Genomic DNA, 13,492 nt, shown 5'->3' on the forward strand with positions numbered 1-13,492 from the left:
GTGGTCGGGCGGGCTGCCCGGCGGGTTTCGAGTCGGGTATACTCGCCGGCTTTTCCGAAAGTTTTGCCTGAGAGCGCTTCCAGCCATGGAAATCAACCCGATCCTCAATAGCATCAAGGACCTCTCCGAACGTACCCAGACCATTCGGGGGTATCTTTGACTACGATCACAAGCATGATCGTCTCGTCGAAGTAAACCGCGAACTCGAAGACCCCAACGTCTGGAACAACCCGGAGTACGCCCAGAATCTTGGCCGTGAGCGTTCGCTCCTGGCGCAGATCGTCGAAACCCTCGACGAGCTGACCGGTGGCCTGGCCGACTCCCGCGACCTGCTGGACATGGCGGTCGAAGAGAACGACGAAGGCGCGGTCAACGACGTCGCCGCCGAAGTCGAGCGCCTGCGCGAGATCCTCGAGAAGCTGGAATTCCGCCGCATGTTCAGCGGCGAGATGGACCCGAACAACGCCTACCTGGACATCCAGGCCGGTTCCGGCGGCACCGAAGCCCAGGACTGGGCCAACATGCTGCTGCGCATGTACCTGCGCTGGGCCGACAAGAACGGCTTCAGCGCCGAGATCGTCGAACTGTCCGAAGGCGAAGTCGCCGGCATCAAGGGCGCCACCGTGCACATCAAGGGCGAATACGCCTTCGGTTGGCTGCGCACCGAGATCGGCGTGCACCGCCTGGTGCGCAAGAGCCCGTTCGACTCCGGCAACCGTCGCCACACCTCGTTCACCGCGGTGTTCGTATCCCCCGAGATCGATGACAACATCGAGATCGAGATCAACCCGTCCGACCTGCGCATCGACACCTACCGCTCCTCCGGCGCGGGCGGTCAGCACGTGAACACCACCGACTCGGCCGTACGTATCACCCACGTACCGACCAACACGGTGGTCGCGTGCCAGAACGAACGCTCCCAGCACGCCAACAAGGACACCGCCATGAAAATGCTGCGGGCCCGGTTGTACGAGCAGGAGATGCAGAAGCGCAACGCCGCGTCCCAGGCGCTGGAAGAGACCAAGTCCGATATCGGCTGGGGCCACCAGATCCGTTCCTACGTGCTCGACCAGTCGCGCATCAAGGACCTGCGTACCGGCGTCGAGCGCAGCGATTGCGACAAGGTGCTGGACGGGGATCTCAACGAGTACCTCGAAGCCAGCCTGAAACAAGGTCTCTAAAGCCGCTGCGCTTGTTCTTTTAGCGATAACTTTTCACCAGGCGCCAACACGCCGAAGCAGGAACCACCAAGACCATGAGCGACCAACAACCCGACCAGCACGAACTGCAACAGGAAGAGAACAAGCTGATCGCCCAGCGCAAGGAAAAACTTGCCGCCGTGCGTGAAGCGAAGGCCATCGCCTTCCCCAACGACTTCCGCCGCGATGCCTACTTCGCGGACCTGCAGAAACAGTACGCGGACAAGACCAAGGAAGAGCTGGAAGCCGCAGCCATCCCGGTCAAGGTCGCCGGTCGCATCATGCTCAACCGTGGTTCCTTCATCGTCCTGCAGGACAGCACCAGCCGCCTGCAGGTCTATGTGAACCGCAAGACCCTGCCGGAAGAGACCCTGGCCGAGATCAAGACCTGGGACCTGGGCGACATCATCGGCGCCGAAGGCACCGTGGCCCGCTCCGGCAAGGGCGACCTGTACGTCGACATGACCAACGTGCGCCTGCTGACCAAGGCCCTGCGCCCGCTGCCGGACAAGCACCACGGCCTGACCGACACCGAGCAGCGCTACCGCCAGCGCTACGTCGACCTGATCGTCAACGAGGAAACCCGCCACACCTTCCGCGTGCGCTCCCAGGTCATCGCCCACATCCGTCGCTTTCTCTCCGAGCGCGGTTTCCTCGAAGTGGAAACCCCGATGCTGCAGACCATCCCCGGCGGTGCCGCGGCCAAGCCCTTCGAAACCCACCACAACGCCCTGGACATGGCCATGTTCCTGCGTATCGCGCCGGAGCTGTACCTCAAGCGCCTGGTGGTCGGTGGCTTCGAGAAGGTCTTCGAGATCAACCGCAACTTCCGTAACGAAGGCGTTTCGACCCGGCACAACCCCGAGTTCACCATGCTCGAGTTCTACCAGGCCTACGCCGACTACGAAGACAACATGGACCTGACCGAGGAGCTGTTCCGCGAGCTGGCCCAGGCCGTGCTCGGCAGCACCGACGTGCCCTACGGCGACAAGGTGTTCCATTTCGGCGAGCCCTTCGCGCGCCTGTCCGTGTTCGACGCCATCCTCAAATACAACCCGGAAATCACCGCGGCTGACCTCAACGATGTCGAGAAGGCCCGTGTCATCGCCAAGAACGCCGGCGCCAAGGTCCTCGGCCACGAAGGCCTGGGCAAGCTGCAGGTGATGATTTTCGAGGAGCTGGTGGAGAGCAAGCTGGAGCAGCCGCACTTCATCACCCAGTACCCCTTCGAGGTCTCGCCGCTGGCACGCCGCAACGACAACGACCCGAGCGTCACCGACCGCTTCGAGCTGTTCATCGGTGGCCGCGAGATCGCCAACGCCTACTCCGAGCTGAACGACGCCGAAGACCAGGCCGAGCGCTTCATGCTGCAGGTCAAGGAGAAGGACGCCGGTGACGACGAGGCGATGCACTTCGACGCCGACTTCGTCAACGCGCTGGAATACGGCATGCCGCCCACCGCCGGTGAAGGCATCGGTATCGACCGCCTGGTGATGTTGCTGACCAATTCGCCGTCTATTCGTGACGTCATCCTGTTCCCGCATATGCGGCCCCAGGCCTGACGCGTGAGAAAAGCCGCCTTCGGGCGGTTTTTTCTTGGCCGGCGTTGAGTTGAATAGCCGGAGAAATGGTCGAAACTGTCTTGCATCCCAGCTGAACCCGGAGGTCCATGCATCTTGCCCAAGTCGTCCCGTAGCGACAGTGCCGCCCAGGCGGCCAGCGCCCTCGCCGAAAGTGTCCAGTACCAGGGCCGCAAGGCCAGCCGGCAGGGCAGCGAGCAACGCCGCCAGGCGATTCTCGATGCCGCCATGCGCATCATCGTGCGTGACGGCGTGCGCGCGGTGCGCCACCGCGCTGTGGCGGCGGAGGCGGAAGTGCCGCTTTCGGCCACCACCTATTACTTCAAGGACATCAACGACCTGATCACCGACACCTTCGCCCAGTTCGTCGAGCGCAGCGCCGAAGCCATGGCCGCGTTCTGGGGCAGCGTCGAGGGTGACCTGCAGGGCATGGCGGCGGCTCTGAGCCGCGACGGTGCCTCGCGCCGGCAGATGACCGACGAGATCGTCGAGATGGCCATCCAGTATGTGCGCCGGCAACTGATCGAGAACCGCGTGCAGCTGCTGGCCGAGCAGGCGTTCCGCCAGGAGGCGCTGATCAACGCCGGCCTGCGGCCGCTGGCCGATGCCCACCGCGGCATCCTCTCCCAGGGCGCCGAGCACTTCTTCCAGGTACTGGGCTCGGATGAGCCGGCCGAGGACGCCAAGGTGTTGACGGCCATCATTCTGCGGATGGAATATCAGGGCCTGCTCGATGGGGTGGACAACCTCGATATCGACGAGATGCGAGCCGTGCTCAAGCGCTACCTCTACCTGGTGATGGGGCTCTAGAACACGGTACGAGACCCCGCATTCAGGCCACCTGTCTTGCGGGGTTTTTCATGGTCACAAGGAGAGCGAAATGAAACCCTGGCGCGCATTTGTCGCCCTGTCCTTCCTGCTGCTGAGCGGGTGCCTGGTCACCTTGCGGGACCCGATCCCGGCCCATGAGCCGGCGCCGATCCCGCTGCTGGGCGACTGGACGCGCAAGGACGAGTGGGGCGAGCGTCTCTACCTGGAGATCAGCCGCGCCGGCTCCAACCTGTACAAGGCCCGTACTTACGAAGGCAGCAAGGACAACCTCGACAGCCTCCAGGAGTACGGCTTCACCGTCGCCCACCATGGCCGCCGCTGGTACCTCTCCGCCGGCCTGCCGAAGAAGTGGGGCGCCAATTTCGCCGTCGCCGGCTTCGAACTCACCACCGACAACGAACTGGTGATCTACAACCTCGATGTCGAACGCCTGCACCAGGAGCTGGAACACGGCACCTTCGAGGGCGCCAGCGTGGAGATGCCCGAGGGTGACGGCGTGCTGCTGAACACGCCCTGGGAGAAGATCCAGGCCTGGCTGGACGACCCGGCCAACTCCGACGTCTTCGTCGAGGTGGCGCGCTACCAGCGTTCCACCGAGGAGTGAGCATGAGCCGGCGCCAACTGCCCGACGACTACCAGAACATCGTCCGTACCCTGTCCGACCGCATCGTCCACGCGCAGACGCCGATCCGCGTGCTGGACGCCATCAAATGGGACGACAGCGTTCGCCAGGGCTTTCTCAAGCACAAGGGCAAGGCCATGCCCGAGGTGGACCGCGCCTATTACGAGAGCCGGCCGCTGGCCTTCGACTCCTCGGCGAAGAAGCTGGAATTCCAGAACATCGAGCGCGACATCACCCGCCAGCTGGGGCAGTTCAACCCGGTGGGGCAGATCATGCGGCGCATGTGCAAGGAATACCGCATGGTGATCCGCATGCTCGAAGCGCGCGGCACCGCCGACTTCGGGTTGATCTCCCAGGAACTCTACGGCGCCGCCTCCGACGCCTTCCACGCCGGTGACCCGACCCTCTCCGACCTGGGGCTGATGCTCTCGGACTACCTGAACAAGATCGACGACCGTGGCGACCTCAAGGACGAGCCCAAGACGCTCACCGCCAAGGACGCCGTGGCCATGCTGCAGAGCCGCCTCAGCGCGGTGTTCGGCGAGGGCGACGACACCATCCGCGTGTTCGAGTCCGACGGCATCGTCGCCGACGCCGCTGCCGGTGCCGACTACATCAAGGTGCGCGCCGACGCCATGTTCAACGAGCGCGACGTGCGTGCCCTGGAAGTGCACGAGGGGCTGGTGCACGTCGGCACCACGCTGAACGGCCAGAACCAGCCGATCTGCACCTTCCTGGCCAAGGGCCCGCCGTCGTCCACCGTGACCCAGGAAGGCCTGGCCATCCTCATGGAAGTGATCGCCTTCGCCTCCTACCCCACGCGCCTGCGCAAGCTCACCAACCGCACCCGCGCCATCCACATGGCGGAGGAGGGGGCCGACTTCCTCGAGGTCTATCACTTCTACCGTGAGCAGGGCTACGGCATGGCCGAAAGCTACGGCAACGCCAGTCGGGTGTTCCGGGGCTCCTCGCCGGACGGCCTGCCCTTCACCAAGGACCTGTCCTACCTGAAGGGCTTCATCATGATCTACAACTACATCCAGCTCGCCGTGCGCAAGGGCAAGCTGGAGCAGATCCCGTTGCTGTTCTGCGGCAAGACCACCCTGGAAGACATGCGCACCCTGCGCCAGCTGGTGGACGAAGGCCTGGTGGCACCGCCCAAGTACCTGCCCCCGCAGTTCCGCGACCTCAACGCGCTGTCGGCCTGGATGTGCTTCTCCAACTTCCTCAATCACCTGAGCCTGGATCGCATCGAGGCGGATTACGCGAATATTCTTTAAACGCTAGCTGGAAGCTTGAGGCCTGAAGCTGGAAGAAAAAGCCTACGAGGTCGGCCAGCAAATGGCCTGGATGAAAAACCGCTGCAACAGATGAATGCTTGATACCCGAGGTGACGCCCAGCACGCTTTCCAGCTTCCAGCTTCCAGCTTCCAGCTTCCAGCTTCCAGCTTCCAGCTTCCAGCTTCCAGCTTCCAGCTTCCAGCTTCCAGCTTCCAGCTTCCAGGCTCACTGAGGACCCAATCAAAATGCCCAGCCATCAGCTCGACTACGAAATCCTCGGCGCTTCGGCGCAGACCGTTGAGATCATCCTCGACCCGCAGGAAACGGTGATCGCCGAAGCCGGGGCGATGAACTACATGACCGAAGGCATCCGCTTCGAGGCGCGCATGGGCGACGGTTCCTCCAGCGGCGTGCTGGGCAAGTTGTGGGGGGCGGGCAAGCGCTTGCTCACCGGCGAGTCGCTGTTCATGACCCACTTCACCAACGAGGGCCGTGGCCAGCAGCGGGTCGGCTTCGCCGCGCCCTACCCGGGCACCGTGGTGCCCATCGACCTGGCTCAGGTCGGCGGGCGCCTGGTGTGCCAGAAGGACGCCTTCCTCTGCGCCGCCCACGGCACGCAGATCGGCATCGCCTTCAACAAGCGCATCGGCGCCGGTTTCTTCGGCGGCGAGGGCTTCATCCTGCAGAAGCTCGAAGGCGACGGCCTGGCCTTCGTGCATGCCGGCGGCACGGTGATCCGCAAGGAGCTGAACAACGAAACCCTGCGCCTGGACACCGGTTGCCTGGTGGCCTTCACCACGGGCATCGACTACGACATCGGTCTGGCCGGTGGGCTGAAGAGCATGCTCTTCGGCGGCGAGGGCATCCTCCTGGCCACCCTCAAGGGCACCGGCACGGTGTGGATCCAGAGCCTGCCCTTCTCGCGCCTGGCCGAGCGCATCTACGAGGCCACCTACAAGGCGCGCGAGGAAACCCGCGCCGGCGGCCAGTGACCCGTTCCTGCCTCCTGCTGCTGGTCCTGCTGCTGCAGGGCTGCAGCGGGCTGCTGTTCTACCCCGAGCGCCAGCTGCCCTTCACCCCCGAGCGCGCCGGCCTGGCCTACCGCGATGTCGAGCTGGTCACCGCCGATGGCCTGCGCCTGCATGGCTGGTGGCTGCCGGCTGCGGCGGGTGTCGAGGTCAAGGGCACGGTGCTGCACCTGCACGGCAATGGCGGCAACGTCGCTTCCCACCTGGGCGGCAGCTGGTGGCTGCCGGAGCAGGGCTACCAGGTGCTGCTGCTGGACTACCGTGGCTACGGCCGCTCCGAGGGCAGCCCCTCGCTGGCGGGGGCGTACCAGGACATCGACGCCGCCTTCGCCTGGCTCGACCGCGCGCCCGAGGTGCAGGGCAAGCCGCTGGTGCTGCTGGGCCAGAGCCTGGGCGGCGCCATGGCGGTGCACTACCTGAGCGAGCACCCCGAGCGCCGTGCCCAGCTGCGCGCGCTGGTGCTGGACGGCGCGCCGGCCAGTTACCGTGACGTGGCTCAATTCACCCTGGGCAATGCCTGGTTAACCTGGCCGCTCCAGGTGCCGCTGTCCTGGCTGGTGCCTGATGGCGACAGCGCGATCGGTGCGATTGCCGGTCTGCAGGGCTTGCCGATGCTGATCTACCACAGCATCGACGACCAGGTGGTGCCTCTTTCCAATGGCGTGCGCTTGTATCAAGCTGCGCCGCCGCCGCGGGTGTTCCAGCCGACTCGTGGCGGCCATGTGCAGACCTTCGCCGACCCCACCTGGCGGGAGGTGATGCTGCGCTACCTCGAAGACCCGAACGGTTTCGTCGGGCTGCGACGGCTGGCTGAAGTCCCGAATACAGAGAGTCCCCAATGAGCGAACGCAACCCCATCCCGCTGATCCTCACCGGCGTCGGCACCATCATCGGCACCGTGATGGTCCTCTGGTACTACGGCTACCTGCACTTCGCCAAACCGGAAGATGCGCTGCTGCTGTCCGACTTCACCATGCTCAAGACCGTTCCCGGCGAGGACTACAAGGTCTCGCTGACGCCCGCCACCCAGGTCGCCCAGTGCATCGACGGCGTGCTGGTGCTGTTCGACACCGAGCAGAAAGGCCTGACCGGCGTGCTGGTGAACAACAAGAAACAGGCCGTGCGCTGCATGGGCCAGGAGACCCCGCAAGAGGTCAAGTGAGGGCAGGATGAAGGTCGAGGTCTGGCAGGGCGACATCACCCGCCTGGACGTGGACGCCATCGTCAACGCGGCCAATTCCTCGCTGCTCGGCGGCGGTGGCGTGGATGGTGCGATCCACCGCGCCGCGGGTCCTGAGCTGCTCGCTAGTTGCCGTGAGCTGCGCGGCTGCCCCACCGGCGAGGCGCGCATCACCCCGGGCTTCCGCCTGCCGGCGACCTTCGTCATCCACACGGTCGGCCCGATCTGGGCCGGCGGCAGCCAGCGCGAGCCCGAGCTGCTCGCCAGCTGCTACCGCAACAGCCTGGCCCTGGCGGAATCCGCCGGCGTCGCCAGCATCGCCTTCCCGGCCATCAGCTGCGGCGTCTATGGCTACCCGCTGGAAGCCGCCGTGCGCATCGCCGTCACCGAACTGCGCCGCCCACGCCCGGCGGGCAGCACCCTGCAACGCGCGCTGCTGGTGGCCTTCTCCGAAGACATGGCACGCCTCTACCGCGAAGCCCTGGCCTGATCTGGCGGCTTTTGCGCCCATCGCTCTTCCCCGCCCGGTTATGGATGGGGGCCCTACGCAGCTGTCCTGACGCCGTCTGGTGGAGGTAAAAAGCGACCTCCACCCTACGCAGCGGTCATGCCCGTGTGGCGGGGCCGCCTGCTTGTAGGGGCGACTTGAGTCGCCAAGCGGTGCGCAGCGCCGCCATTCGCTCACCGCGCCCCACGCAACAACCGCAACCCGTTGAACACCACCAGCAGGCTGGCGCCCATGTCGGCGAACACGGCCATCCACAGGGTGCCCATGCCGGCCAGGGTGAGGGCGAGGAACAGCGCCTTGATGCCCAGGGCCAGGACGATGTTCTGCACCAGCACCGCGTGGGTGCGGCGCGAGAGGCGGATGAACAGCGGCAGCTTGCGCAGGTCGTCATCCATCAGCGCCACGCCGGCGGTTTCGATGGCCGTGTCGGTGCCGGCGGCGCCCATGGCGAAGCCGATATCGGCGCGGGCCAGGGCCGGGGCGTCGTTGATGCCGTCGCCGACCATGCCGATGCGCTGGCTGCCCTGCTGACGACGTTCCACTTCCCGCAGCTTGTCCTCGGGCAGCAGGTTGCCCAGGGCTTCGTCGATGCCCACCTGGGCGGCGATGGCGGCAGCGGTGTGGGGGTTGTCGCCGGTGAGCATCAGGGTGCGCACCCCAAGCTGATGCAGCTCGGTCACGGCCTCGCGGCTGGTTTCGCGCACGCCGTCGGCCACCGCGAACAGGGCCATCGGGCCTTCGGCGTCGAGCAGGACGATGGCCGTCTTGCCTTCGCGCTCGAGGCTATCCAGGCGCGCTTCCAGGGTGCTGGAGCACAGCCCCAACTCTTCCACCAGGCGATGGTTGCCCAGGTGGTAGAGGCGCCCACCGATAAGCCCCTTGACCCCACGGCCTGGCAGCGCGGCCAGGTCGTCGACGCCGTGCAGGGCGATGCCGTCGGCCTCGGCGGCACGGGCCAGGGCCTGGGACACCGGGTGGTCCGAGCGCGCGGCGAGGCTGGCGGCCAGGGCGCGCGCCTCATCTGCGCGGCCCTCGCGCAGGGGCACATAGTCGGTCTGCTGCGGGCGGCCTTCGGTGAGGGTGCCGGTCTTGTCGAGGGCGACCCAGGCCAGCTGGCGGCCCATTTCCAGGTACACGCCGCCCTTGACCAGCACGCCACGGCGCGCGGCGGCGGCCAGGCCGCTGACCAGGGTCACCGGGGTGGAGATCACCAGGGCGCAGGGGCAGGCGATCACCAGCAGCACCAGGGCGCGGTACACCCAGTCGAGCCAGGCGCCCTGCATCAGCAGCGGCGGCAGTACGGCGGTGAGCAGGGCGAGGACGAACACCGTGGGCGTGTAGATGCGCGAGAAGCTGTCGACGAAGCGCTGGGTCGGCGCGCGGGTGCCCTGGGCCTCTTCCACGGCGTGGATGATGCGCGCCAGGGTGCTGTCGTTGGCGGCGCGGGTGACGCGGTATTCCAGCTCGCCCTCGCCGTTGATGGTGCCGGCGAACAGCGGGTCGCCCGGCTCCTTGTCCACCGGCAGGCTCTCGCCGGTGATGGGCGCCTGGTTGACGCCGGAGCGGCCCACCAGCAGCTCGCCGTCCAGGGCGATGCGCTCGCCGGGGCGCACGCGCACCCGGGCGTCGGGGTGCACCTCGCTGGCCGGCATCTCGCGCCACTGGCCGTCCACCTGCACGGTGGCCTGTTGCGGGGCCAGGTCCAGCAGGCCACGGATGGCGTTGCGCGCGCGGTCCAGCGACTTGGCCTCGATCAGCTCGGCGAGGGCGAAGAGCACGCTGACCATGGCCGCCTCGGGCCACTGGCCGATCAGCAGGGCGCCGGTCACGGCGATGCTCATCAGGGCGTTGATGTTGAGGTTGCGATTCTTCAGGGCGATCCAGCCCTTGCGGTAGGTGGGCAGGCCGGCGGTGGCGATGGCCAGCAGCGCCAGGCCGACTTCCAGCCAGACGGGCCCGAAGCCGAACCATTCGCAGGCTTCGGCGGCGAGCGCGGCGACACCGGCCAGCGCCAGGGGCCACCAGGGTTTGTCGGCGGGCTTGGCGGGGGGAGAGGCGGCGTCCAGCGGCTCGGCCTGCATGCCCAGCTGGGCCACCAGCCTCTGCAGCGGTGCCAGCTCGGTGAAGCGGTGCTGCACCTTGAGCACGCGCTGCATGAGGTTGAACTCCAGCGCCTCCACCGCCGCGACCTTGCCCAGGGCATCCCGCAGCAGGCGTTCCTCGGTGGGGCAGTCCATGGCGTCGATGCGCAGGCTGCTCCAGCGCAGCTCGCCCAGGGGCGCGTCGATGGCCTCGGTCGCCAGGGCGGGTTGGGCATGCTCGTGGGCATGGCCGTCGTGGTCATGGTGATGGTCATGGCCGTGCTCATGGTCGTGCGCGTGGCCATGATCGTGCCGCGCCGGGCTGGGACGCGGGTTCGAATGATCGTGGTTGCAGCAGTTGTCCTGGCTCATCGCGGACTCCATTGACGGGAATGGTGCTGATTGCACACCCTGTAGCAACTACAGAGTCAAGCAGGGGAATGAACCATGAAGATCGGCGAGCTGGCACGACTGACCGATTGCCCGGTGGAGACCATCCGCTACTACGAGCGCGAAGGGCTGCTGCCGGAGCCGTCCCGCAGCGAGGGCAACTACCGCCAGTACACCCAGGCCCACGTCGAGCGCCTGGCCTTTATCCGCCACTGCCGTTCCCTGGACATGACCCAGCAGGAAATCCGCGAGTTACTGCGCCTGCGCGACAGCCCCGAGGCGGACTGCACCGCCGCCAACCGGCTGATCGACGAGCACATGCACCATGTGGAGGTGCGCATTGCCGAACTGCGTTCGCTGCAGGAACAGCTGCGTGCCCTGCGGGCCCATTGCCAGATTGCCGGCAGCAGCGAGTCCTGCGGGATTCTCCGTGAGCTGGAGCAGCCGGCGCCGCCGAGCGTCATTTCCGATTCCTGCGCCGAGGCCGGGCACCTGCATGTGCCGGGGGTGCACAAGCGGCATTGAGGGTGCGGCGTTTCATCTGCAACGGTGTGCCGTGTTCGACTCTGCCTGGTGGATGAGAAGAGCGTCATCCACCCTACATAGCGGTCATGTCCGTGCGCTGCGCAGCGCCGCCATCTGGCGGGCTACTGGGCTTCGAACACGAAGGGGTTCTGCGGATTGGGGAACTGCAGTCGGAGCTGTTCCGCCGGTGTCTTGCTGCCGGGTTGCAGGTAGTCCACCCGCAGGCCAACCGGCTCGTTATCGACGGTCTCTTCCAGGTAGGCATTGCTCGGGTAGAGGACGCTGTCTTGGGGGGCTTCGCGCACCGCCGCGCAGGAGGCGAACAGTGGGGGCAGGTTGTAGAGCACCTGGTCGTGCACCAGCAGCACCTGGGTGTAGCGATCGGCGCGGCCGCTGCCCTTGGCCGGCAGCTCCAGGCAGAAGGATTCGCCGTTGCGCCAGGCGGTGAGGCTGTAGAGCCCCTCCGGGTCGATCGAGGCGCCGGCCTGCCAATCGGTCGGGGCGAGGTCGGTGACAGCTGCCAGGCTCCAGTGGCGCTTGCCGATACTCAGGCGCTGGCCGTCGAAGGCGATCTCGGGCATGCCCGCTGGCGGCTCGCCTTCCAATGTGCCGGGGGCGCTCCATTGCTCCGAGTCGTAGCGTTTCACCGCAGCCGCCATGGCGTTGACCCAGAGGCACTGCTGCGCCTCGGTGCAGACCAGGGACAGCGCGCTGCCGGCCCCCTCGAACAGGTTGCCACCCAGGGACCGGTAGAAGGCTTCATAGCCGTCGAAACGCACGGGCTCAGCCAATGCCGCGAAGGGCAGGGCGGTGCAGAGGGCGAGTGCCAGAAGCTGGCGTGAGGGGGCGAGTGACGGCATGTTCCCTGATCTCCGGGGCGCGATGGCATGCATCCTAGCGAGGCGGCCGGCCTTGCGGAAACGGCGATCGGCGCGACGCCAAGCCGCGCACAAAAAAGCCCGCCGGGGAGGCAGGCTTTTTCATTACCGAAAGATCAAAGCGCAGCGCGTGGCGCGACCGGGCCGGGACCGTTGGCGATGGTCACTTCCACACGACGGTTCAGCGTGCGCGAGGAGGCGGAGGCATTGCTGGCCACCGGGTAGTCCTTGCCGAAGCCGTGGGTGGTGATGCGCGTGGGGTTCACGCCCATGGCCACCAGGGCGCGACGCACCGAGTCGGCACGGGCCTGCGACAGGCGCAGGTTGTGGTCGACGGTGCCGGTGTTGTCGGTGAAGCCCTCCACCACCACCTGGCGATCCGGGTTCTGCACCAGGAAGTTGCCCAGTTGCTGGACGTTGCTCATGCCGTTGGGGTTGAGCTCGGCGCGGTCCACTTCGAACAGCACGTCACCCAGGGTCACCACCTGGCCACGGTCGGTCTGCTTGGCCTTGAGCTGGTTGACCAGCACGTCCACCTGCTGGTTGCGCGCATCCAGCTGGGCCTGGGTGCGCTGGGCCGGCGCGTTGGCCAGGGCCTCTTCGGCGGCCTTCTGCTTGATGGTCTGGCGGGCCAGTTCGACGCGCTGGTTGGTGATGTAGGCGAGCTGGTCGACCTGCACCTGGTCCTGCTTGTCGGCGTAGGCCTGTTCGGCGCGGCTCAGCATATCGCCGGCTTCCTTGGTTTCCAGGGCTGCCAGGGTGTTGGCCTGGGGCTCGGCCTGCAGCTCGGAGTAGTTGCTGCGTGCCTGGTCCAGGTTCGGATTGGGCTTGGAGGCGCAGGCCACCAGCGCCAGGCTGAGTACGGAGAGAGCGGAAACTGTGATCAGCTTATTCATGACGGATCATCCTTATCGAGGCGGAAAGAGGGCGGCGCGGATCACTGCACGATGATCGGCTGGCGCGAGCCTTCCTCGCGAATCTGCTGGACGCCTTTCTGGGCGTCGTCCAGGGTTTTCTGGGCCTTGCTGGCCAGGGCCTTGCGCTCGGCGACGCGGGCATCCCACTCGGCCTGCTCGGCGATGCGGCGGGCCTCGTCGTAACGCTCTTCACGCAGCAGGTTCTCGGCCTGGGCCAGCTTGTCCTGCGCGTTCTTCATTTCCACCGGGGCGTATTGCGGGCCGCCAGCGCTGACGGCGCTCTTGACCACGGTATTGGTCACGGCGAACTGTTCGGTGGGCGGATTGCCGGCGCAGCCGACGAGCAGGGCGCTACCGCCGGCGACCAGGGCGGCCAGGACTGTTCTGCGAATCGTTACAGCAGGGCTTGTCTTCATGATGTTCAGCTCCATTGGAATTACCTCGCCATTTCAGATCTCATGGCAACTTGCCT

14 protein-coding genes are annotated in these 13,492 nt (G+C 66.4%); 10 read left to right on the top strand and 4 right to left on the bottom strand.

Going from position 1 to position 13,492, the window contains the following annotated elements:
- Positions 1-85: 85 nt before the first annotated feature.
- The 9 genes from prfB to RTW82_RS19850 all read left to right on the top strand — a co-directional run bounded on the left by prfB (position 86) and on the right by RTW82_RS19850 (position 8,211).
- Positions 86-1,181, top strand: a protein-coding gene (gene prfB / locus RTW82_RS19810; protein WP_148304291.1) for a peptide chain release factor 2 whose coding sequence is annotated in 2 segments (ribosomal slippage) — positions 86-157 and positions 159-1,181 — 1,095 coding nt in all. Because the reading frame shifts where the segments join, the coding sequence is not laid out codon by codon here.
- 74 nt (positions 1,182-1,255) lie between these two features.
- The gene (gene lysS, locus RTW82_RS19815) at positions 1,256-2,761 is read left to right on the top strand and encodes a lysine--tRNA ligase (RefSeq protein WP_316926172.1); all 1,506 of its coding nucleotides are present in this window, start codon (positions 1,256-1,258) and stop codon (positions 2,759-2,761) included.
- A 114-nt stretch (positions 2,762-2,875) separates the two neighbouring features.
- A complete protein-coding gene (locus RTW82_RS19820; protein WP_021219497.1) occupies positions 2,876-3,589 on the top strand; it encodes a TetR/AcrR family transcriptional regulator in 714 nt (237 codons plus the stop codon).
- A 70-nt stretch (positions 3,590-3,659) separates the two neighbouring features.
- Positions 3,660-4,214 carry a hypothetical protein gene (locus RTW82_RS19825; protein WP_316926173.1) on the top strand — a complete coding sequence of 185 codons (555 nt, stop codon included), beginning with the start codon at positions 3,660-3,662 and terminating at the stop codon, positions 4,212-4,214.
- 2 nt (positions 4,215-4,216) lie between these two features.
- Positions 4,217-5,512, top strand: a complete 1,296-nt coding sequence (locus RTW82_RS19830; protein ID WP_021219495.1) for a flavohemoglobin expression-modulating QEGLA motif protein — start codon at positions 4,217-4,219, stop codon at positions 5,510-5,512.
- Positions 5,513-5,758: 246 nt separating this feature from the next.
- Positions 5,759-6,505: a TIGR00266 family protein gene (locus RTW82_RS19835; RefSeq protein WP_021219494.1), complete on the top strand. Its 747-nt coding sequence runs from the start codon at positions 5,759-5,761 to the stop codon at positions 6,503-6,505.
- A complete protein-coding gene (locus tag RTW82_RS19840; protein ID WP_316926174.1) occupies positions 6,502-7,383 on the top strand; it encodes an alpha/beta hydrolase in 882 nt (293 codons plus the stop codon). Before RTW82_RS19835 ends, RTW82_RS19840 begins: the two co-directional genes overlap by 4 nt.
- Positions 7,380-7,703 carry a hypothetical protein gene (locus tag RTW82_RS19845; RefSeq protein ID WP_021219492.1) on the top strand — a complete coding sequence of 108 codons (324 nt, stop codon included), beginning with the start codon at positions 7,380-7,382 and terminating at the stop codon, positions 7,701-7,703. Before RTW82_RS19840 ends, RTW82_RS19845 begins: the two co-directional genes overlap by 4 nt.
- A gap of 7 nt (positions 7,704-7,710) precedes the next feature.
- A complete protein-coding gene (locus RTW82_RS19850) occupies positions 7,711-8,211 on the top strand; it encodes an O-acetyl-ADP-ribose deacetylase (RefSeq protein WP_316926175.1) in 501 nt (166 codons plus the stop codon).
- Between the two features lie 191 nt (positions 8,212-8,402).
- Here RTW82_RS19850 and RTW82_RS19855 read toward each other — a convergent pair whose 3' ends face one another.
- Entirely contained in the window at positions 8,403-10,682 is a 2,280-nt protein-coding gene (locus RTW82_RS19855) for a heavy metal translocating P-type ATPase (protein WP_316926176.1), read from the bottom strand.
- 75 nt (positions 10,683-10,757) lie between these two features.
- On the opposite strand from RTW82_RS19855, the gene cadR reads away from it, so the two are divergent.
- A complete protein-coding gene (cadR, locus tag RTW82_RS19860; RefSeq protein ID WP_021219489.1) occupies positions 10,758-11,225 on the top strand; it encodes a Cd(II)/Pb(II)-responsive transcriptional regulator in 468 nt (155 codons plus the stop codon).
- A gap of 122 nt (positions 11,226-11,347) precedes the next feature.
- Here the strand turns inward: cadR and RTW82_RS19865 are convergent, their stop codons facing one another.
- From RTW82_RS19865 to RTW82_RS19875, 3 genes are all read right to left on the bottom strand, one after another.
- Positions 11,348-12,085: a hypothetical protein gene (locus RTW82_RS19865; RefSeq protein ID WP_316926177.1), complete on the bottom strand. Its 738-nt coding sequence runs from the start codon at positions 12,083-12,085 to the stop codon at positions 11,348-11,350.
- A gap of 134 nt (positions 12,086-12,219) precedes the next feature.
- Entirely contained in the window at positions 12,220-12,999 is a 780-nt protein-coding gene (locus tag RTW82_RS19870; RefSeq protein ID WP_021219487.1) for an OmpA family protein, read from the bottom strand.
- A 41-nt stretch (positions 13,000-13,040) separates the two neighbouring features.
- The gene (locus RTW82_RS19875; protein WP_316926178.1) at positions 13,041-13,451 is read right to left on the bottom strand and encodes a DUF4398 domain-containing protein; all 411 of its coding nucleotides are present in this window, start codon (positions 13,449-13,451) and stop codon (positions 13,041-13,043) included.
- Between the last annotated feature and the right edge of the window lie 41 nt (positions 13,452-13,492).

It is taken from the genome of Pseudomonas sp. zfem005 (assembly GCF_032621735.1).
Lineage (GTDB): Bacteria > Pseudomonadota > Gammaproteobacteria > Pseudomonadales > Pseudomonadaceae > Metapseudomonas > Metapseudomonas solani.

Excerpts from the sequence above, each read along its gene's own strand:
- RTW82_RS19850 (WP_316926175.1), top strand. The coding sequence starts at position 7,711 with ATGAAGGTCGAGGTCTGGCAGGGCGACATCACCCGCCTGGACGTGGAC.
- RTW82_RS19875 (WP_316926178.1), bottom strand. The coding sequence starts at position 13,451 with ATGGAGCTGAACATCATGAAGACAAGCCCTGCTGTAACGATTCGCAGA.
- cadR (WP_021219489.1), top strand. The coding sequence starts at position 10,758 with ATGAAGATCGGCGAGCTGGCACGACTGACCGATTGCCCGGTGGAGACC.
- RTW82_RS19830 (WP_021219495.1), top strand. The coding sequence starts at position 4,217 with ATGAGCCGGCGCCAACTGCCCGACGACTACCAGAACATCGTCCGTACC.
- RTW82_RS19865 (WP_316926177.1), bottom strand. The coding sequence starts at position 12,085 with ATGCCGTCACTCGCCCCCTCACGCCAGCTTCTGGCACTCGCCCTCTGC.
- RTW82_RS19855 (WP_316926176.1), bottom strand. The coding sequence starts at position 10,682 with ATGAGCCAGGACAACTGCTGCAACCACGATCATTCGAACCCGCGTCCC.
- RTW82_RS19835 (WP_021219494.1), top strand. The coding sequence starts at position 5,759 with ATGCCCAGCCATCAGCTCGACTACGAAATCCTCGGCGCTTCGGCGCAG.
- RTW82_RS19825 (WP_316926173.1), top strand. The coding sequence starts at position 3,660 with ATGAAACCCTGGCGCGCATTTGTCGCCCTGTCCTTCCTGCTGCTGAGC.
- RTW82_RS19845 (WP_021219492.1), top strand. The coding sequence starts at position 7,380 with ATGAGCGAACGCAACCCCATCCCGCTGATCCTCACCGGCGTCGGCACC.
- lysS (WP_316926172.1), top strand. The coding sequence starts at position 1,256 with ATGAGCGACCAACAACCCGACCAGCACGAACTGCAACAGGAAGAGAAC.
- RTW82_RS19870 (WP_021219487.1), bottom strand. The coding sequence starts at position 12,999 with ATGAATAAGCTGATCACAGTTTCCGCTCTCTCCGTACTCAGCCTGGCG.